We start from the raw sequence: 25,618 nt of genomic DNA on the forward strand, positions 1-25,618 counted from the left end.
AGTATTGTTGTTAGTCGTAACTGGATACCAATGTGGTATTAATTACGCATTGTTAAGATGGAAGGAGAATGAGATCGTGGTGCAAAGAAAAGCCCTGGCTGCAGAAACCTGCTTACGCAATCGGGAAATCGATTTACGAGATGGGTAACATAACGGATATGCGAAAAAATGTGCAAATGTGAAAATGTGCAAATGAATAGTGCTCGCATTGCGGCCTGCGGCCGGTGTTCGGAAATCAAATTCGAAAATGTGCGAATGGGCATTGAAAGGAATGGAAAAATCGTTCAACAAAAGGTCCGTTTCATTAAAAGGAATTGACCAGGTTGTTCAACAAAAAGCCCTTTTTATTAAGCGAAACAGACAAAACGTTCAACAAAAAATCCTTTTCATTTAATGAAATGGACAATTTATTCATTTGAAAAAAGGTCATACTTATTGAGATCCAATGCATATACTGCCCTGAAATAACCAGGAAAGGAAAAATTTCTAAGCCTTCGTATGCAACATTGTTGCAAAAACAAAAACTTTCCCTACTTTTGCTCCACACTAATAGACGAAATCAAACATTATGAAAGGCGAAACATTTGACGTGATCATTGTCGGCGGCAGCTATGCAGGTTTATCTGCAGCCATGGCATTAGGCAGGAGTTTACGAAAGGTATTGATCATAGATGGGGGAGAACCCTGCAACCGGCAAACTCCACATTCCCATAACTTTATTACGCATGACGGGGCAACGCCGGCCGCTATTGCCGCCAAAGCCAAAGAACAGGTGCTGAAATATGAAACGGTCAAATTCATGCAGGGCTTTGCAGTGAGTGCTACCAAACATGAGCAGGGATTTGATCTGCAAACGGCCGCCGGCGAGCAGTTTTCTGCCCGCAAATTGTTATTTGCCACCGGTATAAAAGACAAGTTTCCACCAATTCCCGGCCTTGCCGAATGCTGGGGCATTACAGTTATCCATTGCCCGTATTGCCATGGATATGAAGTACGGCATGAAAAGACCGGTATCCTGGCGAACGGAGATATCGGTTATGAGTTTACCAAACTCATTAATAACCTTACCAAAGACCTTACCTTATTTACAAATGGTAAGTCAGGTTTAACTGCCGAGCAGTCGGCCAAATTAAGGCAGCGTGATATCCAAATCGTTGAAACGGAGGTGGATTATTTTGAACATACCAATGGCCAACTGAAGCTGGTGCATTTCAAAGATGGATCAACCATGGCCATGAAAGCGGTGTATGCGAAACTACCGTTTGTACAGCATTGTGATATACCGGTGCAATTGGGTTGTGCTTTAACCGAAGCCGGTTATATTTCAGTAGACAACATGTATAAAACCACCGTACCGGGCGTATATGCGGCCGGCGATAATACCATTATGATGCGGGCGGTTTCACAGGCTGTAGCAGCAGGCGGAATGGCAGGAGCAGCCATTAACAAAGAACTGGTAGACGAATCATTTTAATATCGGATACCAGCCAACCTATTACTAGTGGGGCCGGTGCGCGACGGAGGATCACTTACTCATGTAATCTCTTACAAGCTGGATGTTCTGGTGGTAACCAGCTGCACGATCTCTTTGCTGATGTCTTGCGGCTCCACAATTTTGTCAACGATATTGCGGCTGATGGCCTGTTTGGGCATAATATCTATTCCGGCGCTTTCGGGGGTTTGCGCCATGGTATAACCGCCCAGTTGTTTAATGCAGGCCAGTCCCTCGGCACCATCTATATTGGCGCCGCTTAACAAAATGCCTATTACGCGGCTGGTAAAAGTTTCGGCCACCGATTCAAAGGTAACATCGATGCTGGGCCGGCAGAAATGCACTTTTTCAGAAGTATCCAAAGAAAAACAATGCTTGTTTTCGATGAGTAAATGGTAGTCGGGAGGTGCTATATAAATGGTTCCGGGAATGATGGCGTCTTTGTCTTCGACTTCCTTTACCCGGTATTTGGTTTTATGCGCGATCAGCTCTTCGAGAATTGAATCGTTATCGATCTTCCGGTGAACGACAATGATGATGACCACCGTTGGCAGCAACGGTAAATTGTTCGCTATTTCGAGGATCACTTCGAGGCTGCCGGCAGAACCGCCGATAACGACAATGGCGCCTGCGGTTATTTCATCTTTCTCCATATTTTTTCTTTGTGCGCAAGCTGTGTGTATTGTGATGCTATGGATGAAAATCGAAGGTTTTCCTTGGAACCAAGGATCAGAAAACCCAGTTTTTCCAGGCTGTTATCGAACAGGGTGAGTACTTTATCCTGGAGTATTTTATCGAAGTAAATAAGCACATTCCGGCACAGGATGATCTGAAATTCATTGAACGATCTGTCAGATACCAGGTTATGGGTAGCCACCACCATTTTTTCCTTGAACCGGTCATGAAATTTGGCCCATTCATATTTTGCCGTGTAATAGTCAGAGAAATCTTTTTTGCCACCGGAGGCAATGTAATTTTCCGAATATTGTTTCATTTGTGAGAGTGGAAAGAACCCCCGTTTTATATTTTCGATCACCCTTGGATTTAGGTCGGTTGCGTACAACAGCGATTTATGCAATAAATTGGCTTCTTCCAACATGATAGCCATCGAATATACTTCTTCCCCTGTTGAACAGCCGGCATGCCAGATGCGGATGAAGGGATGGGTGGCCAGTCCGGGTAAAATTTGTTCCCGGATGGTTTTAAATAATTGTGGATCCCTGAACATCTCAGTGACGTTCACCGTTAATTCCTGCACTACATGAACCGTGTAACTGGCATCGCTCTTTATCTTGTATAATAATTCTGCAAAACTGGGTAGCCGGTCAATCACCATCAATCTGTTCACTCTTCGTTTTAACGAGGCTTTCGCATAATTGCTGAAATCGTAACCATGTTTTTCGAACAGCTCAGCTACAAGTATATTCAGGTCCTCATCTTTGATCATAGTTGCTTTTTTGCAGCATGGAACAGGTCCATTGCTATATTTACTGATATAACCACACCCGCAACAGGGAGATAAGCTGATCAACATCTACCGGTTTGGTAATATAATCTGAAGCGCCTGCTGCAATACATTTTTCCCGGTCGCCCGTCATGGCTTTGGCAGTAACTGCAATTACAGGTAAGTTACGATATTGCGGCATCTGACGCAAACGTTTGGTGGTTTCATAACCATCCAGCTCGGGCATCATCATGTCCATCAATACCATATCGATCTTTGTATTCGCTTCCAGCTGCCGTAATGCTTCCCTGCCATCTATGGCAGAAATTACATTCATGCCATAGCTCTCCAGCGATTTAGACAGGGAAAAAATGTTCCGCACATCATCATCTACCACCAGCACCGTTCTTCCTTTCAGCACTTCGCCGGTCTCAATTTTACGGCTGCGCCGGTAAGCACGTTTCTCCTGCTGGTTTTCTTCTACCAGGTGCAGGAACAGTGACACTTCGTCCAGAATGCGCTGATAGGAGTGGGCCGTTTTTACAACTATTGAATTGGCATATTGCCTGATCTTCACTTCTTCGCTTTGCGACAGGTTCTTTCCGGTGAAAACAATAATGGGAATGTCTTCGAGCCCCTCTGTTTTCTTCACAACATCAAGGGTGTCGTAGGAATTTTGTGCCGGTATGCCCATGTCCAGGATCACACAATCGACCTCTTTTTTGTTGAGCGATTTAATGCCTTCATCTACTGAATTCGTTATTTCAGAAGCTACATTGTAGTTGCTTAAAAAATAAGCGAGCGCTTTTGCATGCTGGGTGTTCTCTTCAACGATCAACACTTTTTTCGGTTCGCGGTTCAGGGCATTTTCAATTTTTGAGAACATTTCGCCCAGCTTTTCAAAAGCTACCGGTTTGTTGATAAAATCAACCGCACCTTTCGACAGGCTCCTGGTCTTCACCTGGAAGGCCGACATAATGTGCACCGGTATATGACGGGTGCGGTTATCAGCTTTCAATTCATCCATCACCTGCCAGCCGCTCATCACCGGCAGTTGCAGATCGAGCAAAATGCCCAACGGGTTATATTGTTTGGCCAGGCTAATACCTTCATCGCCCCGCACCGCTACAATGCCTTTATATCCTTTCGTACGCGTATAGTCGAGCAGCGAGCGGGCAAATGCAGTATCGTCTTCAATGATCAGGATCACTTTATCGCCTGGCTGAATAACAGGCCGGTCATCTTCTGGGGGAGAAGGAATAACCGGCGACACGAACTGGTGATCCCGCTGGCTGACAGGAGCAGCCACTTTTTCGGTAACTTCTTTATAAACCGGCGCCTCGGGAACGCCTGCCGGTATTTGGATCTTTTTGTCTTTCGCCACTGGCAGCACGAGGATGAATTCGCTGCCTTGTCCGGCTTCACTGTTCAGTAAGATTTCGCCATTCAGCAGTTGGGCCAGTTTGCGGCTGATGCTTAATCCGAGGCCGGTACCGCCGAATTGCCGGCGCGTACTACCGTCTGCCTGTTGAAAGGCTTCAAAAATAAGGGTCTGTTTTTCTTTGGGAATACCAATGCCGGTGTCTTTTACCGAGAACCAGCAATCGTTCTCTTTCTTTTTTATGCTCAGTGTTACAGATCCTTTTTTTGTGAACTTGAGGGCATTTGAAATGAGGTTGCGTAAGATCTGGTTCAACCGCATTTTATCTGTTTCAATGGTGAGCGGCAGATCATCCTCCTGTTCAATAATGAAGTCAATGCCTTTTTCGGAGGCCAGGGGCGAGAACAGGGAATTCAGTTCACTTACTACTTCAGGAATACGTACATCAGTATATTCGAGCTCCATTTTACCCGCTTCAATTTTCGACAGGTCGAGGATCTCATCGATCAGCGTAAGCAATCCCTTGCCGGACGTTTGGATGACATTTGCGTATTCTATCTGGTCGCTGGTTAAATTGCTGCTATGATTGTCGGTTAACAGGCGCGACAAAAGCAAAATGGAATTAAGCGGTGTTCGCAGTTCGTGCGACATATTCGCCAGGAACTCTGATTTATACCGCGTGCTCTGTGCCAGTTCATCGGCCCGCTGTTGTATTTCAAGATTTCTTTCGAGGATCAGTTCATTCTTTTCTTCCAGCAAACGGCTCCGCTCTTCCAGTTCCCGGTTTGCATGCTGCAGCTCTTCCTGCTGTACGCGCAGTTCTTCTTCACTGGTTTGCAGTCTTTCGGCCTGTGCTTCCAGTTCGGCATTGATATTTTCCAGTTCGGTATGTTGTGACTGTAATTCCTCGGACTGCGCCTGCGTCTCGGCCAGCAGTTCCTGCAGGCGCTGATGATCGCGGGCGCTGTGGATGGCCATGCCGATATTATAACCGGCGTCCCGTAAAAAATTGAGCTTGATCTTTGAAAAAGGTTCCAGTGACGCGATCTCTATTACACCTTTCAGCCGGCTTTCAAAAAAGACCGGAAGCGCAAGTATAGCCGATGGTTTTACAGCCCCGCCTGTATAGTTGACCAGGATCTGAGGTTCCGGAATATTTTCCAGCAGTACCTGCCTGCCCGATTGCGCACACTGACCGGCGATACCTTCGCCAAACAGGATCTCTGATCTTTCTGCTTTGCTGATGCCAATGCCGGCTGCCAGTTGCAGGCTGTCTTCATCTTTTCGCAGATAAAAGGCGCCCAGGGCAGCACCGGTATAATTGGTGATGAAATCAATGACATCAAAGGTGAGAATTTCCAGCTCTTTCTTTCCGATCATGATCTCATTCAATTGCGCAATACCGGCCTGCAGCCACTGCTGGTCTTTCAGCTCGGTAAAAGATTGCTCCAGCGCCGCCGTCATTTTATTGAGCGAACCGGCTATACCTGCGAGCGCATCATCTCCTGTATCTTCTACTTTAACAGTATAATTACCTCCGGATACTTCGGTAGCCACCGCATTGATCGTGTTGATCCGCTGTGAGGTCTGCCTGTCTTTTTCCTCTAATGCCTGTTGCAGGGCTTCGCGTTTTTGAAAATCATTCAATGTTCTTATAAATGAAATAATAGTTACCAGCAGGCCCAATGCGCAGGCAATCAGGATGAGGGCAGGGGTGCTGGCTACAAACCGGTTCATGTTCTTTGTTCTCACGTTCAGCAGCGCTTCTTCCCGCTCCTGCATCCGCTTGACGATAGCTCTGATAACATCCATGTGACGTTTGCCTTCGACCAGCAAACTGTCGCTGACTGCTTCACCGTTGCGTTTCTTTTTAATCAACAGTTCCAGGTAATTCAGCCGCTTAAGCGCATGCGTTTGTAAAAGCTCGGCATCTTCCTGTTGCACTATATTGTCAGCGGTAAGCGGCTTAATTTCATTAAGCAGTGTATTCACTCTGCCAAGGGCGCCCTGGTAGTTGTCGAGGAATTCTTTTTTACCCGTTAACAGGTAACCGCGCTGACCCGTTTCGGCATTGAGCAGATCGGTCATCGCCCTTTGTACTTTTTTCCCTACCTCATTGGTGTGACTGACCAGTTTAGCACTGAAGAGTAAGTTGTTGATGCTGATGTAGGACGCTACACCGCTGATGATCAGCAGTAGTAACGAAATGCCATAACCAATGATGAGATTGCGCTTGAAAGCATTCATCTTATTCAGTATGTTTATTGATTATAATCGCTATTGCGTATTGTTTGCTTGTTTTATGGGAAGTACAATGGTAAAGGTAGCGCCTTCCCCTTCACGGCTATTTACCCCGATCAGTCCATTATGGTTTTCAACAATTTTCTTAACAATGGCCAGCCCAATTCCGGTTCCCTCGTATTGCGTTTTGCCATGTAAGCGTTGAAAGATGACAAAGATCTTGTCAATATACGATTCATCGAGCCCGATGCCATTATCACTGATATGAATACGAATGTACCGGCCCTCGTTCCTGGAGCCGGCGTCGAGCGACAGTTCATCCACAAACTCACTGTAGATCTTTATTTCAGGTGGTACGTCTTTCTTGGAGAATTTCAGGGCATTGCTCAGGAAATTCTGGAACAGCTGACGCATTTGTCCGGGTATAGCCTCGATGTCGGGCAGCGTGCAAACGTTTATACTGGCCTGCTTTTCTTTTACGGTTATTTCCAGGTCGGCCACAGCGTCTTTGATGACCTCATTCAGGTTCACCGTGGTAAATAAGGAAGCGGCCGAGAGCCTTGAATAGCTCAGCAGCGCATTGATCAAATTCCGCATTCTTTCTGAAGAGGCGATCACCTTGCTTATTTCCTGTTTCGCCTCGGGAATACCGGCCAGGTATTTTTCTTCAATGATCTTTATAAAGGTAATGATCTTTCGCAGCGGTTCCTGCAGGTCATGCGAGGCCAGGTACGCATATTGCGCCAGTTCCGCATTCCGGTTCTCCAGGTCCTTATTCAGTTGTAACAGGTCTTTTGTCCTTTCTTCTACCTTAAATTCCAGCAGAGAATTGATCTGTTCTATCTCCTGTTGCGACTTTTTCCGCATTTCAATTTCCTTCCTGAGCGCATCCTCCACCATTTTCAACTCCTTTTTTTGCTGGTAAAGCCGGTTAAAGGTCCTCACCTTCAGCAACAGCAGCTCATTGTCGAATGGTTTGGTGATATAGTCTACGCCGCCAGAGTCGTATCCTTTGGCAATAAAACGCTTGTCGATGTTAACGGCCGACAGAAAGATGATCGGAATATCCCTGGTTTTATTCAATCCCGAAATGGCTTCGGCCACTTCGTATCCATCCATATCGGGCATTTGCACGTCGAGAATGATGACCGAATATTCGTTCTTTAGAATTTTTTTCAGGGCTTCTTCACCGGAGGAAGCGGTATCAGTTTCATAAGCGTATAATTGCAGCAAAGATTTTAATGAAAACAGGTTTTCATATTTATCGTCAACGATAAGGATCATACTATCGAATACAAATAAGAGTAACTAACAAACTATAAAACAGCTTATATCTTTTTCCAGTGATTGTAAGGTTGATGGTAATTTGGTAACAGGTGTGTGTGCAATGGCCGATAAAAGTATTTTCAGCTCCTTTACGCCCCATGGCTTGGTGATAAAACACATGGCCCCCAGCATCATGGTTTCTTCAATATCCGAAGATTGGGAGGAAGTGGTATACATCAGCACAGGAATATGTTTGAGTTTCTCATGTTGTTTAATGATCTTCAAACATTCTTTGCCATCCATGCGCGGCATGTTGATGTCGAGAAATATAAGAGAAGGTAATTGATTGATATTTGCAGTAAGAAAGTCAATGGCTGCCTTGCCATTGTTGGCAGAATAAAACTGTATTTTCTCATCTACCTTTTTCAGGCTTTCCTGAAAAATAATAATATCATCGATGTCATCATCGACGAGTAAAAAGCTACGGGGCTGAGTCATAGTATGAGCGATTCCTGTGTTTATAAAGAATATTTATTATTTGTACCTGGATGTGCTATCCCTCACATTATTATTTTTCCCATTAAGTCGTGAATGCAAGCATAGGAAAAATACGTGCAATCTACAGACCACAGTATATCGGGTAAAAAAATCCACAAAAACAAAGGTTTTTCCTGCGGAATTGTTCTCTATATGATTCTTTTTCAAAATCTTTGCAGCATCAGGTAGTGTTATCGAGATCTGCTGTACAGGCATATCCTGAAAAGAAAAACTATATTGAAAAAAAACCCAATAATAGCTCTTATTCCCTATGCGTAAAAACCGTAAACGAATTCTACTGTACAGCCTGCTGGCATTGATTCCCGTTTGCTTAGTTACCATTGTTCTTTGCAACAGAATTATCAGCGACACGGCAAAGGGTAAGTTATATACCGATATAAAAACGATCCCTTTTAATAAAACAGGTTTGCTCTTGGGAACGTCCAAACTCCTGGCGTCGGGTTATCCCAATCTGTACTACAATTACCGCATTGAGGCAGCTGTACAGTTGTTGAGAGCAGGCAAAATCAAATACCTGGTCATCAGCGGCGATAACAGCCGGAAAGAATACAGCGAACCGGAAGATATGCGGGCCGATCTGATCGCACAAGGCATCGATTCAAGTGTTATATTTCTCGATTATGCCGGTTTCCGCACCTTTGATTCTATTGTGCGTTTAAAAGAGATCTTCAGCCAGCAGTCCATAACCGTCATTTCCCAACAGTTCCATAACGAACGCGCCCTGTACATGGCTTCCAGGGAAGGCATCAAAGCCGTTGGCTTTAATGCAACCGATGTAAACGCCCGGCAGGGCATGCGCGTGCAGCTTCGTGAAAAACTTGCCCGCGTAAAAGTGTTTGTTGATTACTGGTTTGGTACAAAGCCGAAGTTCCTGGGCGATAAAGTGAATATTCCTGCCTGACGTAGATATTACAGGTGTGTCAGTTTCAACGAGTGCACAGTGTTGTCATGTTAACAAATATTACCTTTCAAATGCTTTCAATGCAGGTGTTCTTTTATTATAATTGCCACCGGAATGTCGCCCTATCTTAAACCCTTTGTCAAAACCCTGGTTTTGCTGCCTGTATGTTTTTGTATCGCCATGCTGTTGCAGGCACAACATCAGGCTTCCCTTCATTTTGCACACCTCAATATTAACCAGGGACTTTCCAACAACCAGGTCAATTGCATTTATAAAGGCAGAAAAGGTTTCATGTGGGTTGGTACCATGAGCGGGTTGAACCGTTTTGATGGTTATACCTGTAAGACTTTCCGTCACTCCATCCAGGATACTACTTCCATTATTGATGATTGTATTACTAAAATGGTTTCCGGTCCGTTTGATAAACTATGGGTGCTCACGAACCTGGGTTTTAACATTTACGATCCGGCTACAGAGAAATTCGACCGCCGGGTTGACAAAAAATTACAACAGGCTGGACTGCCTGCTTATGGCCTGACGGATATAGTTCCCCTGCGTAAAGGATTTTTGTTTGTGTACCGCGATGAAGGTGTTTTCTATTTTGAAGAGAACAGCCCACTTGTTCCGTTAATTAACAATGGCAACCGGCAAGTGAACACTATTGCCGATGTTAAAACAGATTCGAAAAATAATATCCAGGTACTTTATTGCAATGGGCTGCTGGAGCTGTTCGATGGGGCCACTAAAAGACTGATCAGCCGCAGCCGGCTGCTGCAGCAGAAACTGGGAACCAATAAGTATCTGTATCGCTTGTTCATTGATGCACAGGATGAGTTGTGGGTCTTTGGCTCAGGCATTACCAACGGTATTTACCGCATCAATACAGTCAATAATTCCATTCAGCAGATAGCGCATAATGAAGGTGCAGCTATACTCAGCAGTAATATTATTATGAGTGTGGCGCAGGATAATAAAGGGTTGATGTGGATCGCTACCGACCATGGCGGATTGAATATCCTGAACAAAAGTACGATGAAGGTTCAGGTGATAAAGAATAAACCTGGTGATGCCGGCAGCCTTGCGCAGGATTGCCTTACAGAACTGTACAAAGACGATCTTGGTATTATGTGGGTAGGTACGTTCAAACAGGGGATCAGTTACTATCACGAAGGCATTGTAAAATTTCCTTTATACCAGCATGTAGACAAGAACCCGGCAAGCCTGCCATACAACGATGTGAACGAATTCGCGGAGGATGCGAAAGAAAATCTCTGGATAGGCACCAATGGCGGCGGCCTCGTCTATTTTGATAGAAACAATAATACCTTCCAACAATTCAGGCATGATCCCCACAATGAAAACAGTTTATCAAACGATGTCATTGTAAGCCTGTACCTCGATCATACGAATGTATTATGGATTGGCACGTATTTCGGCGGCCTTGACAGTTATGATGGAAAAAGATTTACGCACCACCGTCATACAGTAAAAGACAGCACCAGCCTGGCCGATGACCGGGTATGGGAAATTTTCGAAGACCGGAACAATAACCTTTGGATAGGCACCCTGGAAGCCGGACTGGAAAAATATGACCGCACCAACAACCGGTTCATTCATTTCAAGCCAATGGCGCCCAACTCGGTGCATACCGGCTATATTTCCTCCATTACAGAAGATAATAGCGGCAATCTTTGGGTAGGAACTTCCTATGGTATCGATGTGCGTGATAAACACACAGGCGCTTTTAAACAGTTACTCGATCGTGATACCCGGCTTAGCAATAACAATATTATTTGTATTTATAACGATAGCCGCGGCCTCACGTGGGTTGGCACGCGCGACGGATTGAATTTGTATGATCCGCACAAAAACAGCTTCCGTGTCTTCAGGAAAGAAGATGGCCTGCCCGACAACGTGATCCTCACCATTCTTGAAGACAATGCACATGATCTGTGGATCAGTACACCCAATGGTATCAGTAAGATCCATTGTTCCGGTACGTTGAGCAGCGGTATCCGCATCAATTGTATCAATTATGACCGGCTCGATGGTTTGCAGGGCGCTGCCTTCAATGAAAACGCCGCCCTGAAAACAAAAAAGGGCGAGCTCATTTTTGGTGGCCCCAATGGCTTCAACCTGTTCGATCCTGCCAGGTTAACCATCAATACCATTGCGCCGCCGGTTGTGTTGACGGGCCTGCAGGTTTTCAATCAGCATATAGGTACGGGCGACCGCTTCAGCAACCAGGTGATCCTACAGAAATCGATTGCCGAAACAGAAGCTATCACGCTGAATTATGATGAAGATATCTTTTCCATTGAATTTGCCGCCCTCGGTTATCTCAATGCGCAGAAAAATAAATATGCCTACCGGCTCGTAGGTTTTAACAATAACTGGTTATATACAGATGGCAGCTCACGCAAGGTGACCTATACCAATCTGGATCCCGGAAAATATACATTCCAGGTAAAAGCCGCGAACGACCAGGGCGTATGGAACGAACAGGGCATAGCAGTGAACATTATTGTACTTCCGCCGTTCTGGTTAACGCCACTGGCCTATCTTTTGTATTCGCTGGCGGCACTGGCTATTTTATTCTTTGCCCGGCGAATAACCATTCAACAGGCAAAAATGCGATTTGCGTTGGAACAGGAACGAAAAGAAGCCAGCCGCATGCAGGAACTGAACATGATGAAGATCCGTTTCTTTACCAATGTGAGCCATGAATTTCGAACACCGCTCAGCCTCATCCTTACGCCGCTCGAACGAATGATGGGAACCGCAGCCACGCCTGCGCAGAGATCGCAATACCAGTTGATACACCGCAATGCCCGGCGGTTGTTGAATCTCGTAAACCAGTTGCTTGATTTCCGGAAGATGGAAGTGCATGAATTAAAATTGAACGCTACTGAGGGAGATATCATAAAATTCCTTGAAGAAACGGCCAGCTCATTTACTGATATTGCCGAGAAAAAGCAGATCCGGTTCTCCTATACGGCAAGCATAAAAAGCCTGTACACGCATTTCGACCACGACAAACTGGAACGGGTCATCTTCAACCTGCTTTCCAATGCATTCAAATTTACGTATGAACAGGGCGCCGTTTCCGTAGAAGTGATGACCTATAAAAATAATGAAGCAACCTGGCTGGAAATAAAAGTAAAGGATACAGGTATTGGCATTCCGCCCGACCGGCATGAAAAGATCTTTGACCGGTTCTTTCAGCACGATGTACCAGGCGCCATGGTGAACCAGGGGAGCGGTATCGGATTGGCCATTACCAAAGAATTTGTGCACCTGCTTAATGGAAGTATCAGGGTAGAAAGTGAGGAATATAAAGGTTCTGCTTTCACGGTATTATTGCCGGTGAAAGAAATTACGCGGACGATAGCAGCGCCGGTTACAATGGCTGCCGTTCATGAGATCGAGGAAAGCAAACCGGAAAAGGAATATGCAGTGGCCACAGAAAAAAAGCAGTTCACCATCCTGCTCGTAGAAGACAATGAAGATTTCCTGTTCTATTTAAAAGATAACCTGCGCGAGTACTACAATATTGCTGTAGCGGTTAACGGGCACGAAGGCTGGCAAAAAACGCTTTCTGTACATCCTGATATTGTGGTAAGCGACGTGAACATGCCCGAAATGAATGGTATTGACCTGTGCCAAAAAATAAAGCAGGACCAGCGCACCAAACATATTCCGGTAATATTATTAACTGCGCTCGCCTGTGAAGAGCAGGAACTGCACGGCATTGAAACGGGGGCAGCCGATTATATGACGAAGCCGTTCAACTTTGAGATCCTGGTAAGCAAAATAAAGAACCTGTTGCAGCAGCAACAGTCCCTGAAGCAAACCTTCACCAAACAAATAGCCGTTAAAACAACTGATGTGCCTACGGCCTGTCCCGATGAAAAATTTGTACAGGAGGCCCTGGCCATTGTAGAGAAAAATATTTCCAATGCCGATTTCTCGGTAGAAGAATTGAGCCGCGCTTTATTGCTGAGCCGGGCAGCCGTATACAAGCGCCTGTTTGTTCTAACAGGTAAAACGCCTATCGAATTTATACGATCAGTGAGATTGCAACGGGCCGCACAGCTGCTGGAAAAAACGAAAAAAACGGTATCGGAAATTGCCTATGAAACCGGGTTCAACAACCCCAAGTACTTTTCAAAGTACTTTAAGGCGGAGTTTGGAAAATTACCATCTGCCTACCAGGCCAACGCCAAAAAGGTCGATAATTGACATATTATACCGTTGCAGTAGACATATTTTAGCCCCTTCGCAACATTTTGATACCCTATTTTAGACGCAAGGATACCCTCACTATAGCGCGAAGCTGCTAATTTCACGCCGTCAAAAATGTCTGTGATCTGATTGGAAAATGATCGCAATGCGGTTTGTACGATCTGTTTTGTGATTTTTCTTCGTGTGGGCATGCTGATAATAGCTGTAAGCCGGCATTCGAAAATTATACATGGGTAGTCCATATATTTTTGGGAGGTACAGGAAACTAAGGATCAAAGTGTTCTGAAAACAGACCGCCTGGTTGCAAACCGTTTTGGATTACGGGGGCGGTTTTGTTTTCGGACGTACGGGAAAAGAAAGAATTAAATGGCGATTTGACATTTACCTGCCTGGTGGTTTTTTACAAGTAGGTATTTGTCAGGGGCCGATTGCCGATTGCCAATTGACATGTATCTTCCATGAAATTTTTTTTACATGAACAGGAGCTTGCCATTATTGATCGGAACTTTCCTGCTGTCTATAAACCTTCATGCACAACAATCTCATTTACGGCTTTGGTACGATGAACCCGCTGGTTTCTGGGAAGCAACGCTGCCCCTGGGCAACGGCCGGCTGGGCGCTATGCCCGATGGCGGGGTGCTAAAGGAGAACATCGTTTTAAATGATATCACTTTATGGTCGGGTGGACCACAGGATGCGGATCTGCCAGGCGCCTATAATTACCTAGATACCATTCAACAATTACTGTTTGCCGGAAAAAATATAGAAGCTCAGGAAGTGATGAGCAAACATTTCGTTTGTAAAGGACCCGGCTCAGGGCATGGAAACGGCGCCAATGTACCGTACGGTTCGTATCAGTTGCTGGGAAACCTGGGTATTCAATACGATTATGGTATCGATACCACGCAATTGAAACCGGTGAATTATGTGCGGGAACTGTCGCTCGACAATGCCATCGCCACCACAAAATTTGAGATCAACAATACCACTTATTACCGCGAGTATTTTACCAGCTTCGACGACGATGTGATTGCCATAAAATTATCAGCCAGCCAGCTGAAGAAAATAAACTGTACGTTCATTCTGGACAGGCCCGAGCGCTTTGCAACCACTGCTACTGGGAATGTAATAGAGATGGTGGGCCAGTTGAACAATGGCACCGATGGCAAGGGCATGTTGTATAAAGTGAAACTGCAGGTGCATGCAGCCGGTGGACAGGTAACTGCCACCAACAACAGCCTGCAGATAAAGAACGCCAATACCGCCACAATCTACATTTCAGCAGGCACCAATTATAAAGATGTGAACTATGCGGCTATGGTAGATCAATGGCTGGCGAAAGCCATGCAGAAGAATTACACACTGCAGAAAACAACACATACCAAAAAGTATCAGCAGTTGTTCAAACGCGCTGCCCTCACCATTGAAGGCAATAACAGGGACGATCTGCCTACCGATCAACGGCTGGTGGCTTTTGCCACAGACCCAACAGACAATGGTTTGCCGGTTTTGTATTTTCAGTACGGACGGTACCTGCTGATCGGCAGTACCCGTCCAGGTTATTTACCGCCTAATTTACAGGGTCTGTGGGCCAATACCATTGCCACACCCTGGAATGGTGATTACCACCTGAACATAAATATCCAGATGAATCACTGGCCGCTGGAAGTCACCAACCTGCCCATGCTGAACGAACCATTTTTTTCATTGGTAGAAGGGTTAGTGAATCCGGGCGAGAAAACAGCCAAAGCTTATTATAATGCCAACGGCTGGGTAGCGCATGTGATCACCAACATCTGGCAGTATACATCACCGGGAGAGCATTATTCCTGGGGTTCATTAAATACCGGGTCGGCCTGGTTATGCCAGATGCTGTGGAATCATTACGAATTCACGCAGGACACAGCCTACCTGCGCAAGCTGTATCCCATCCTGAAAGGATCGGCTGGATTTTACCTGAGCACGCTGGTGAAAGAACCATCGCATGGCTGGCTCGTCACAGCGCCATCCAACTCGCCGGAAAACGCTTTTTTACTGCCTGATGGAAGAAAAGCAAATGTATGCGAAGGCCCCACCATGGATAACCAGATCGTACGGTACCTGTTTACAGTAACTGCAGAAGCTGCAGATAAATTGAAAACCGATGCCGCCTTTAAACAGAATTTACAAAAAACGATCGGTCAGTTACCACCCAGCCAGATCGGCAGCGATGGCCGTTTAATGGAATGGCTGAAGGAATACAAGGATGCGGAACCACATCATCGCCATGTATCGCATTTATGGGGATTGTACCCGGCCAGCGAGATCAATACGAACACAGTGGCGTTGGCCAATGCCGCCAAAGCAACATTGGCCGCAAGAGGCGATGATGGCACAGGCTGGTCGCTTGCCTGGAAAATAAACTTTTGGGCAAGATTACACGATGGCGAACATGCATTTTTGATCCTGCAAAAATTGCTGAAACCGGTGCGTGAAACCAGGATGAGCCTGTCAAAAGGTGGTGGAACTTATGACAACCTTTTCTGTGCGCATCCACCATTCCAGATCGATGGTAATTTCGGAGGCACAGCTGGTATTGCAGAAATGCTGCTGCAAAGTCATGATGGCGTGATCGAATTGTTGCCTGCATTACCGCAGGCATGGAAGTCGGGCCGGTTTGCCGGTTTATGCGTACGGGGTGGGGCAGCCGTATCAGCTGTATGGGCCAATCAACAGGTACAGGAGGTGATTATTACCGCAACTAATAACAACACTTTCGTTATTAAGAAACCGGCAACTGCAAAAAAGGTGATGATCAAAAAAAATGGTAATACTTCAAATACCAGTAACGATACCATTCGCGTTAGTATGAAGAAGGGCGAAACCGTAAAACTGATTTTTTGATATGTATGTAGGTTTATGTGGAAAAAGAGAGGCATCCCGCAACCGCGGGGTGCCTTTTTTCTTGATAACCTGTTATTTCCAGGGATCGCTTTGTACCATCAACGGATTTGCGTTCAATTCCGATTGTGGTATCGGAAAATACTCATGTTTGTTGGGTACAAAGAACTGCCGGCCTACCTTGTCACTGTTCGTAATTTCCTGCTGCAGCAAGCCCCATCTTTTCAGGTCGTAAAATCGTAATCCTTCGCGGGCAAATTCCAGCATTCGCTGGTGCCTGATCTCTGCCATCATTTGCGTGTTGGAGTAACCAGTCGGCAAAGCGCTTAATTGGGCGCGGGCGCGAATGGCATTTACATATGGGTAAGCGCTGGCCGGCTTTTGTTGCATGGTTACCGCTTCTGCAAGCATCAACAGCACATCTGCAAAGCGCAGGGCGCGTTCGTTATTGCTCGATGTATAATTGGCTGCCCCGCTTGCGCCGGTCAGTTCATTATTCTGCCAATAGTTCTGGTATTTTTTAAACATGGATTTATAACCAAACTGCAGCGTGAAGTCTGAAAATGGCTTGTTGTAAAAGGTTGCGCCGGGATAATCCCAGATCAGAGTGGCATACATGCGCGGATCGAAATCATTACTAACGGTCTTTTCCACCTGAAATTCGTTGAATAGTTTATCGGTTGGACTCACTTCAAACCAACCTGCCACTTCTGATGGCGCAAATTCCTGTGCCGTAGTTACACCCAGCGCTTCATTGGCATTTTCGCCGGCCCAGGGATTGGTGCCGCCCACATCGCTCAGCTGGATCTCGAAAACCGACTCCTGGTTGTTTTCTCGGGTTGGAATAAAATTGTCACCATGGTTGGGCATCAGCGCGTAATTGTACGGTGGCAAGGTCAATGACAGCAGGGTGCTCTCTGCATTGGCATAATCCTTTGTGTACAGGTACGCTTTGCCGAGATATGCTACAGCTGCACCTTTTGTTGCGCGGCCAACCCATTCTTTGGGATAGCTATGAGGCAGGGCGGCTGAGGCCTCCTGAAAATCTTTGATCACCTGCTTCCATACTTCTGCTTCCGGCGATTTTGGTACAAAATATTCTTCTGTTGTTTTGGGTACCGTCAAGCGAAGCGGTGCGTCGCCAAAATTAATGGCCAGGATAAAATAGTTCAATCCCCGCAGGAATTTCGCTTCTGCGATGTAGGCATTTTTCGCCTGATCAGAAAGTCCTGACACGGTCTCTATGTTCTCAATGATCTGGTTGGCCCTGAATATACCCCGGAAAGCGATATTCCAGACGTTCGTGGCGGCTGCATTATCTGGCGTATTGGTAAAGGTTGACAATTGATATAGATACGACACGTCGTTCCTGATGAAGAAATCATCACCCCGGCCATTGGACAGCTCCACGCCACGCACGCCCCAGAAACCGCCATCGACGTTCTTCAGCAATCCATAGCTTGCGCCAAGTGCGCTTTGTACATCGGCTTCTGTTTTCCAGTATGTGTCGGATGTAATGCTGTTTGGATTGGTTAGCTCAAGGCTCTTCTTTGAACAGCTGAACAGCAGCTGCAATATGATTATGTTTACAACGATCTTTTTCATCACTTACTTTTTTATTTGAATGAATAGCGCCGGTTTACAATGATAACTGAACACCTAATGATAAGGTGCGGGCGAGGGGATAGGCAACATGCCCATAGTCAACGCCCCTGTCAAGGATAGTGCCCGACCGGCCAATATCCGGATTGTACCCGCTGTAGTTGGTAATCGTGAACAGATTGTCTGCGCTCAGATAAATGCGGGCAGAACTGATCTTCGCTTTCTGCATCAGGAATTCAGGAAATGTATAACCGATCTGCAGCGTACGCATGCGCAGGTAAGAACCATTTTCGAGGAAGCGGGTAGAGGATTGTGTATTGAAATTAGGATCGTTGATAACAGCCCTGGGAATATTGGAATGGTTTTGCGGTGTCCACGCATTAAGGGTGGCTTTGGAATAATTGAACTCCAGGTTCATGCCTTCCATATCCTGCCGCAAACCATTATAGATCTTGTTGCCCGAAGTGCCCTGGATGAACACGCTCAGGTCGAATTGATAGGCTGAAGCATTTACCCTGAACCCATATTCGAAATTTGGAAAGGGACTGCCGGCATGGATGCGGTCTGAATTACTGATGATCCCGTCGCCATTGGCATCGAGGAACTGAATGTCACCAGGCGATGCATTGGGTTGGATCTTATTGCCGTTCTTATCTACATAGGCATCGATCTCCTGTTGGCTATTGAAAATGCGTAATGCTTTGATGAGATAAAAACCGCTGACTTCGCCGCCTGCCTGGGTGAGGGTAGTAGAAGCGCCGTGGTGGGTGGGTTGTCCGCCAAAGATCTGTTGCGTGCCTGTACCCAGCTTTATTACTTTATTCCTTAAAGCGGTGAATGTGCCAAACAGGGAATAAGTTAATTTACCCAGTTCGTTGCTGTAGTTCAGTCCCAGTTCAAGTCCTTTGTTCTGCAAGGTGCCGGCATTTACCACCGGGTTCACGGCCGATCCGGTTGAACCGGGCACCGGTACATTCAACAGCACATCGGTTGTTCTTTTAATGAAATAATCGGCAGTAACGCTAAGCTTGTTATTGAACAGGCCGGCGTCGAACCCGACATTGAAGGTTTCGGTATTTTCCCATTTAATATTGGGTGAGGCAAAAGCGGTTTGTATGGCCCCAAACCATTTATGCTGGTCTTCGCCGGTCACATAATTAATATTCGATGTTACGGCAGCGCTGTATTGGTAATCGCCGATCTCCTGGTTGCCCAGTACGCCAAAACTTCCCCTGAGCTTCAGGGTTGATAATACAGCGGGAAAATTTTTGAAGAAGGATTCGTTCGATACGTTCCAGCCCAGAGCAATGGAAGGAAAATTTCCGTACCGGTTGGCTTTGCCGAAGCGCGATGAACCATCCCTTCTGAAGCTGGCGGTTAACAGGTAGCGGTTGTCATACGAATAAATGACACGGCCCAGCATGGATAACAACACGCTTTCTGTGCGGTTACCATTTACAGTAGCTGTTCCCGAACCGGCATCCAGCACTTCAATTCCATCCGGTAAATTCGTCTTGCTGGCATTCCAGTAATTGTAATTATACCGCTGGTAGGTATAACCGGCCAGCGCCTGCAGCGAGTGTTTGCCGAAATCCTCGTTATAATGCAGGGTGTTTTCGAGCATCACCAGCACCGTACGGTCTTTGTTCTGGCTCAGGTCATTGGTGGGGTGCGAGAAAAGCGTTCCGGTCGTATGGCGCTTGTAATAATCATCGGTATTGCCAAACGAGCTTGTGTAGCCCATGTTAAACCGGTATTTTAAAGAGGGTAGGATCGTAGCTTCAGCATAGGCATTGGCCAGGATAGATGTTAGCTCGTATGTTATCTTTTGCAGGTTCAGTTGTGCAACCGGATTGGCGACATTCACGACAGGCCCATAGGCGCCGCCATAACCGCCAATTGCGGCCGTATCATAGATCTGGAACACCGGGATCATTTTAACGGCAGAACCGACGGGGTTACCGCCCTGGCCACCCCAGCCGCCGGCCATCCTGCGCCATTTTTCACGGGTGATCAAAATCGTTTCGCCGAACCTGAACCGTCCTTTGGTGGTTTCCGACTTGGCGCGCATGCCATACCGTTTGTAATTGGTGAGTTCCACGATGCCTTCCTGATCGTTGTATTCGCCCGACAAACTGTACCGGCTCGATTGGTGACCGCCGCTTATCGATAAATAATATTGTTGCAGGTTGGCGCTTCTGTAAATAGCATCCTGCCAGTCGGTACCAGCACCCAGTTGGGAAGGATTGGCGGCAATAGCCAGCCGGGGCAGGTTAGCCGCATCATGCGCCGCATTGCTTACGTTGGCCCATTCTTCGGCATTCAATACCTCGTATTTTTTGGAGAGTTTTTGCACGCCCTGGTTCATGTTGAATTGAATAACCGGTTTACCGGGTTTGCCGGTCCTGGTAGTTACCAGCACCACGCCATTGGCTGCCCGCGATCCATAGATAGCGGCGGCCGAGGCATCTTTTAATACATCCATCGATTCAATATCACCGGGTGCAATATTATTGATGCCCGAAACCTGCACCCCATCTACCAGGTACAACGGTGATGCATTGCCCAGTGTGCCTACACCCCTGATGAGGATGCGGGTGCCCGAACCCGGATCACCACCCGCCGATTCAATGGTTACGCCTGGCATTTTGCCCTGCAGGGCCCGGCTCACATTGATCATGCCTTCCGGTTTAAGATCACTGCCCTTCAACGAAGTGACAGCACCGGTAAGGTCTTTTTTGCGCACCGTTCCATAACCGATCACCACAACCTCATTCAGGTTGGAGACAGTTTTGTTCATGGTGACGGTAATAGCGTTTTGGTCGCCGACGGTAATTTCAACGGCGTCGTACTCGGTAGAGGAGATCACCAGCCGGTCGCCGGCAGCAGCCACAATGGAGAACGTGCCATTCTCATCGGTAGCCGTGCCCAATGTTTTTCCTTTGATGATAACAGAAGCATTCGCTACCGGCTCATTGGTCTTGGAATCGGTTACTTTGCCGGTAATGGTCTTTTGTGCAGTGACGATCAGCGAAGAAAAAAGCAGGAATAATAGTACTGTTGCCCTACGGCGGATGGGCGGCCGTGAAAGATTTCTCATATGCATTCAGTTTAATGAACAGTAATCGTTAAGTGTATTTACTACAATAACAAATTTACCGGCTTACGTGCTGCACCAGATGGATAATTATTTGCTTTAGATGGATTATTTTATTGACGCCCTCTTACACAGCCTCACCCGGTGAAGCCCGTTTGGCGTTACGTTTTACGGTTACCGCGAGCTATTCACCACTCACGGTTGACCAATTGATTGTAATCAATAAATTATTAATTGATTTAATTCAAATAATTATCGTAATTTCAACCAGCCCAAGAGGTTACAGGGCTTCATCTTTCTAAGATTCTGATAAGTATACGCGATTTTTGAGGATTCCTGATTAAAAAATTGGCTCAGGTCGATGTTTTGTAGGAAATTATCGGCTTGGAAAACTAACAGGTTAGGTCTGTCGTAGCAATTTTTACATCTGCAGCTTACTGGTAGATGCTGCTTAATCGCATATTGCTATGAAATTTATCCGAAATCTGTCAATCAGGAACAAACTGCTTATTGTTTCCCTCGTCCCGCTGGCAGCCCTGCTGTATTTTTTAGGTTCCGATATAATGGATAAGCTCTCCAAACAGAAGAGTATTCGCCGGGTAAATAATGATGTACTGGAAATTGAAAGAATAAGTGATATTATCAACAGCCTGCAGGAAGAACGCGGTTATTCCATCAGTTATATAGCCAGTGGTGGAAAAGTTGAAAAAAATGAAATGCTCAATCAACGGATGCAAACCGATAAAGCGCTGGCTGCATGTGAACAACTGTTCAAGGAACAGAAAAAGAACAAACAGCTGACCATGATGCAGCCCCTGGGTGAGATCCGCAATGCCATTAACCTGCTAACGGTTGATGTAGATACCATGGCCAGAACGTATGCCGTCATGGGCATCCTGTTATTAGATGATGCAAATAGCACTTACCGTAATGCACAGGATCTTGATATCAGGAATGGAATGGAAACCCACCTGTATCTATTAAACACCAAAGGCTATTTAGGTCAGCTGCGCATGCGCCTCCACATTGCCCTTATAGAAAAAGGCTTCCGTAAAAATGAATATGCTGAATTCGCCAGGCTTAAAGGAAAATTTGAAAACAATTTAGACCGCTACTTTAAAATATCTTCGCCCGCCCAGGTAGCTGCGTTTAATGAACGGATGAATATACCTGCGGTTGCCTATACCAGAAAACTGATCGATTCGGTATTTAATGATCCCGAAGTTGCTTCATCCCTGTCGACCGACGCCTGGCGTATCAATGTTACCTCTTTTCTGAATGCGTTAAATGAACTGGAAGATCTGTTGATCGTTGAAACCCGCCACCTCGCTCAGGAAAAACAGGAATATTTAACAAATGCATTGACGCGGGGAATTCTCATTGTAGTCGTGGTGATCGTTGCCATCATTATCCTGTTGTTTCTGATTATCCGGTCTATTTCGAGTTCCCTGTCGGATATCAAGGCTGCCGCGGATCGCATAGCGCTGGGCGAAACCGATCTTACAGTGCCTGTAAATTCAAAAGATGAAATAGGCGATCTGGCTGTCTCATTCAACAAGCTGATTATGGTTTCAAAAGAGTACGCAGGGATCGCCGACAGTATTGCCAGGGGCGATTATTCGTCAGACATCAATATTCGCGGCAAAGACGACCTCCTGGGAAAGTCCCTTGCCAACATGAAAAGCAATCTGGCCAGGTTGTCGCACGAAACAGAGGTGCGCACCTGGATGCTCACCGGCGCCACTAAGCTGAACGATATTTTGCGGGGCGAAAAAGACGTGCTTGACCTTGCCCAGCAGGTGATAAACCTGCTTACCGACTATTTAAAAGCACAGGTGGGTGTCATATATGTGGCCGAAGACGATCAACTTCGACTCGCGGGTAGCTATGCCTTCTATCACCGCAAAGGAAATACTAATAGTATCAAAATAGGGGAGGGACTGGTGGGGCAGGCTGCCCTGGAGAAAAAGCCCATTATATTTTCAAATGTTCCCGATGATTATGTGAGGGTAAATTCGGGCTTGGGACAGGTGTCTCCAAAAAACATCCTGGTGTATCCATTCCTGTATGATGATAATGTTAAAGGTATCATTGAAATAGGCACGGTGCGCGAGATCACCGACCTCGATCTGCAATTGCTTAAAATTGTTGCTGAAAGCATTGGCATTGCCCTTAATTCCTCGCAGGTAAGAGCCAAACAAAAAGAATTGCTGGAAGAAACCCAGCGCCAGGCCGAAGAACTGGTAACCCAGCAGGAAGAATTGAAGCAAACCAATGAAGAATTACAGGAAAAGACCGGTTTGCTTGAAAAGTCGGAAGCCGAGCTGCGGGCGCAGCAGGAAGAACTGCAACAAACCAATGAGGAACTGGAAGAAAAAGCCAACCTGCTGGAAGAACAGAAGGAAAAGCTGGAACTGGCGAAGCTGGATGTAGAATCGAAGGCGCTGGAACTGGAAGCCACCAGCAAATATAAATCGGAGTTCCTGGCCAACATGTCGCATGAATTGCGCACACCGCTCAACAGTATATTGATCCTGGCCCAGTTATTAACAGAGAATAAAAACAAGTCGCTTACTGAGAAAGATATTGAGTATGCGCGGAATATTCACAATTCCGGTTCAGACCTGTTGAACCTTATCAATGAGATCCTCGACCTGTCGAAAGTGGAAGCCGGCAAAATCGAGATTGAGATCGAAGAGGTGCCTGTAAATGAGCTTATCCAGGGGCTGCAGCAAATGTTCACAGAAGTAGCCAGGAATAAGAACATCCATTTTACTATAAACTGCCGGGAAGAAGAATTTGATTCACCCCTGCAAACCGACCGGCAACGGTTGGAACAGATCTTACGCAACCTGCTTTCTAATGCATTCAAATTCACCGATCGCGATGGGCAGATTACAGTTAATATCGAAGTGCAGCGCCCTGATACCAGATTGCGCAACGCCAAATTGCGCAGCCTGCCTGAAGTGGTCGTCTTTTCCGTCTCCGATACCGGTATAGGTATTCCGGAAAGCAAGCAGGGTATCATTTTTGAAGCATTCCAGCAAGCTGATGGATCAACCAAGCGGAAGTTCGGTGGTACCGGCCTCGGTTTATCTATAAGCCGCGAACTGGCCGGCGCCCTGGGTGGTGAAATACACCTGGTTAGCGAAGCAGGCAAAGGCAGCACCTTTTCATTGTATCTGCCATTGAGATTCGATGCCGACAACGTAATAAAGGGAGAAAGAAATATCGAGGTGAGGAAACCTGAGTCTAAAAGGGAGCTGCCGGTCGTACCGCCCCATGTGCCGTCGGCTGAAAAAGAGGCGGAGGACGATCGTTATAACATTAAGGAAAATGATAAGACCATATTGATCATTGAAGATGATGTTGCGTTTTCGCGCGTGTTGCTCGACATTGCCCACGAGAAAGGATACAAAGGCATTATTGCCCACCAGGGCAATACCGGTTTAAGCCTGGCCCGCTACTACCGGCCCGATGCCATTATCCTCGATATGAAGCTGCCGGTGCTGGATGGCTCGGAGGTATTACGGCTGTTGAAAAACGATCCCGACTTGCGGCATATACCGGTGCAGATAATTTCTGGCTACGATCGCCGGAAAGAAGGGCTTGAGCTGGGGGCGTTTGATTTCATCCGTAAACCCATCACGCACGAAGCTGTAAAAGGCGCATTCGATCGCATAGAAGAGTTCATAAACCGGAAGCTGAAAAAGCTGTTGGTGGTAGAAGATAACCCCCAACAGAATAAGGCCATCCGGGAACTCATTGGCAATGGCGATATAAAATCCTTTGCAGCATACACCGGCCAGGAAGCCTACAATATGTTGCAGGACGAACGGTTCGACTGTATCATCATCGATCTGGGGTTGCCCGATATGAGCGGCATCGAGCTGATGGAAAAGATCAAGGAAAGCGATGAGTTGAACCGCATCCCGATCATTGTATATACCGGCCGCGACATGAACAAAGAAGAGGCCCGGCAACTGGAAAAGCTGGCCAACACCGTAGTCCTGAAAACTTCCAATTCGAAAGAACGGCTGCTGGACGAAACAGCGTTGTTCCTGCACCGGGTTGAGTCGAAGTTGCCGAAGGAAAAACAGCAGATCATCCGCAGACTCCACCGCACGGAAGAGATCCTTAAAAATAAAAAAGCGCTTATCGTGGACGACGATATGCGTAATATTTACTCCCTTACCAATGTGCTGGAGGAAGAAGGAATGAAATGTTACGTAGCGGAAAATGGCCGGGTAGCCATCGATATGTTACAAAAGCATTCTGACATCGATATCGTTCTTATGGATGTCATGATGCCTGAAATGGATGGCTATGAAGCCACCGCTGCTATCCGTAAAATGAATGCATTTAATAAACTACCCATCATTGCGCTGACAGCCAAAGCGATGAAAGGTGACCGCGAAAAATGCCTGGAAGCAGGTATGAGCGATTACGTTTCTAAACCGGTCAATATTGACCAGCTGCTGTCGCTGATGCGGGTATGGTTGTATAAATAG

Annotated in this window: 12 protein-coding genes; 5 read left to right on the forward strand and 7 right to left on the reverse strand. The window is 46.4% G+C overall.

Annotation, left to right across the window (positions count from 1 at the left end):
* Window positions 1-568: 568 nt before the first annotated feature.
* Window positions 569-1,474 (forward strand): NAD(P)/FAD-dependent oxidoreductase, encoded by a 906-nt coding sequence (locus JUB15_RS18520; RefSeq protein WP_207513986.1) that lies wholly within the window; start codon window positions 569-571, stop codon window positions 1,472-1,474.
* A gap of 71 nt (window positions 1,475-1,545) precedes the next feature.
* Here the strand turns inward: JUB15_RS18520 and JUB15_RS18525 are convergent, their stop codons facing one another.
* The 5 genes from JUB15_RS18525 to JUB15_RS18545 are packed head-to-tail and all read right to left on the reverse strand — an operon-like array spanning window position 1,546 to window position 8,322.
* Window positions 1,546-2,145 (reverse strand): chemotaxis protein CheB, encoded by a 600-nt coding sequence (locus JUB15_RS18525; RefSeq protein ID WP_207513987.1) that lies wholly within the window; start codon window positions 2,143-2,145, stop codon window positions 1,546-1,548.
* Window positions 2,127-2,939: a CheR family methyltransferase gene (locus tag JUB15_RS18530; protein ID WP_207513988.1), complete on the reverse strand. Its 813-nt coding sequence runs from the start codon at window positions 2,937-2,939 to the stop codon at window positions 2,127-2,129. Before JUB15_RS18530 ends, JUB15_RS18525 begins: the two co-directional genes overlap by 19 nt.
* 40 nt (window positions 2,940-2,979) lie before the next feature.
* Window positions 2,980-6,564 (reverse strand): response regulator, encoded by a 3,585-nt coding sequence (locus JUB15_RS18535; protein ID WP_207513989.1) that lies wholly within the window; start codon window positions 6,562-6,564, stop codon window positions 2,980-2,982.
* Between the two features lie 30 nt (window positions 6,565-6,594).
* Window positions 6,595-7,842: a sensor histidine kinase gene (locus JUB15_RS18540; protein WP_207513990.1), complete on the reverse strand. Its 1,248-nt coding sequence runs from the start codon at window positions 7,840-7,842 to the stop codon at window positions 6,595-6,597.
* A gap of 24 nt (window positions 7,843-7,866) precedes the next feature.
* Complete coding sequence (locus JUB15_RS18545) at window positions 7,867-8,322, reverse strand: response regulator (protein ID WP_207513991.1); 456 nt, start codon at window positions 8,320-8,322, stop codon at window positions 7,867-7,869.
* Between the two features lie 310 nt (window positions 8,323-8,632).
* Here JUB15_RS18545 and JUB15_RS18550 point away from each other — a divergent pair, with 310 nt between their 5' ends.
* From JUB15_RS18550 to JUB15_RS18560, 3 genes are all read left to right on the forward strand, one after another.
* Complete coding sequence (locus tag JUB15_RS18550) at window positions 8,633-9,283, forward strand: SanA/YdcF family protein (RefSeq protein WP_207513992.1); 651 nt, start codon at window positions 8,633-8,635, stop codon at window positions 9,281-9,283.
* Between the two features lie 114 nt (window positions 9,284-9,397).
* A complete protein-coding gene (locus JUB15_RS18555; RefSeq protein WP_207513993.1) occupies window positions 9,398-13,525 on the forward strand; it encodes a hybrid sensor histidine kinase/response regulator transcription factor in 4,128 nt (1,375 codons plus the stop codon).
* A 477-nt stretch (window positions 13,526-14,002) separates the two neighbouring features.
* Window positions 14,003-16,411, forward strand: coding sequence for a glycoside hydrolase family 95 protein (locus JUB15_RS18560; protein ID WP_207513994.1), 2,409 nt, complete (start codon window positions 14,003-14,005; stop codon window positions 16,409-16,411).
* A 72-nt stretch (window positions 16,412-16,483) separates the two neighbouring features.
* Here the strand turns inward: JUB15_RS18560 and JUB15_RS18565 are convergent, their stop codons facing one another.
* Together JUB15_RS18565 and JUB15_RS18570 are read right to left on the reverse strand one after the other, a co-directional pair.
* Window positions 16,484-18,013, reverse strand: coding sequence for a RagB/SusD family nutrient uptake outer membrane protein (locus JUB15_RS18565; RefSeq protein WP_207513995.1), 1,530 nt, complete (start codon window positions 18,011-18,013; stop codon window positions 16,484-16,486).
* A 34-nt stretch (window positions 18,014-18,047) separates the two neighbouring features.
* Window positions 18,048-21,110 carry a SusC/RagA family TonB-linked outer membrane protein gene (locus JUB15_RS18570; RefSeq protein ID WP_207513996.1) on the reverse strand — a complete coding sequence of 1,021 codons (3,063 nt, stop codon included), beginning with the start codon at window positions 21,108-21,110 and terminating at the stop codon, window positions 18,048-18,050.
* A 464-nt stretch (window positions 21,111-21,574) separates the two neighbouring features.
* Here JUB15_RS18570 and JUB15_RS18575 point away from each other — a divergent pair, with 464 nt between their 5' ends.
* Window positions 21,575-25,618: a response regulator gene (locus JUB15_RS18575; RefSeq protein ID WP_207513997.1), complete on the forward strand. Its 4,044-nt coding sequence runs from the start codon at window positions 21,575-21,577 to the stop codon at window positions 25,616-25,618.

The sequence above is a fragment of the Longitalea luteola genome (assembly GCF_017356035.1).
Taxonomy (GTDB): domain Bacteria; phylum Bacteroidota; class Bacteroidia; order Chitinophagales; family Chitinophagaceae; genus Niastella; species Niastella luteola.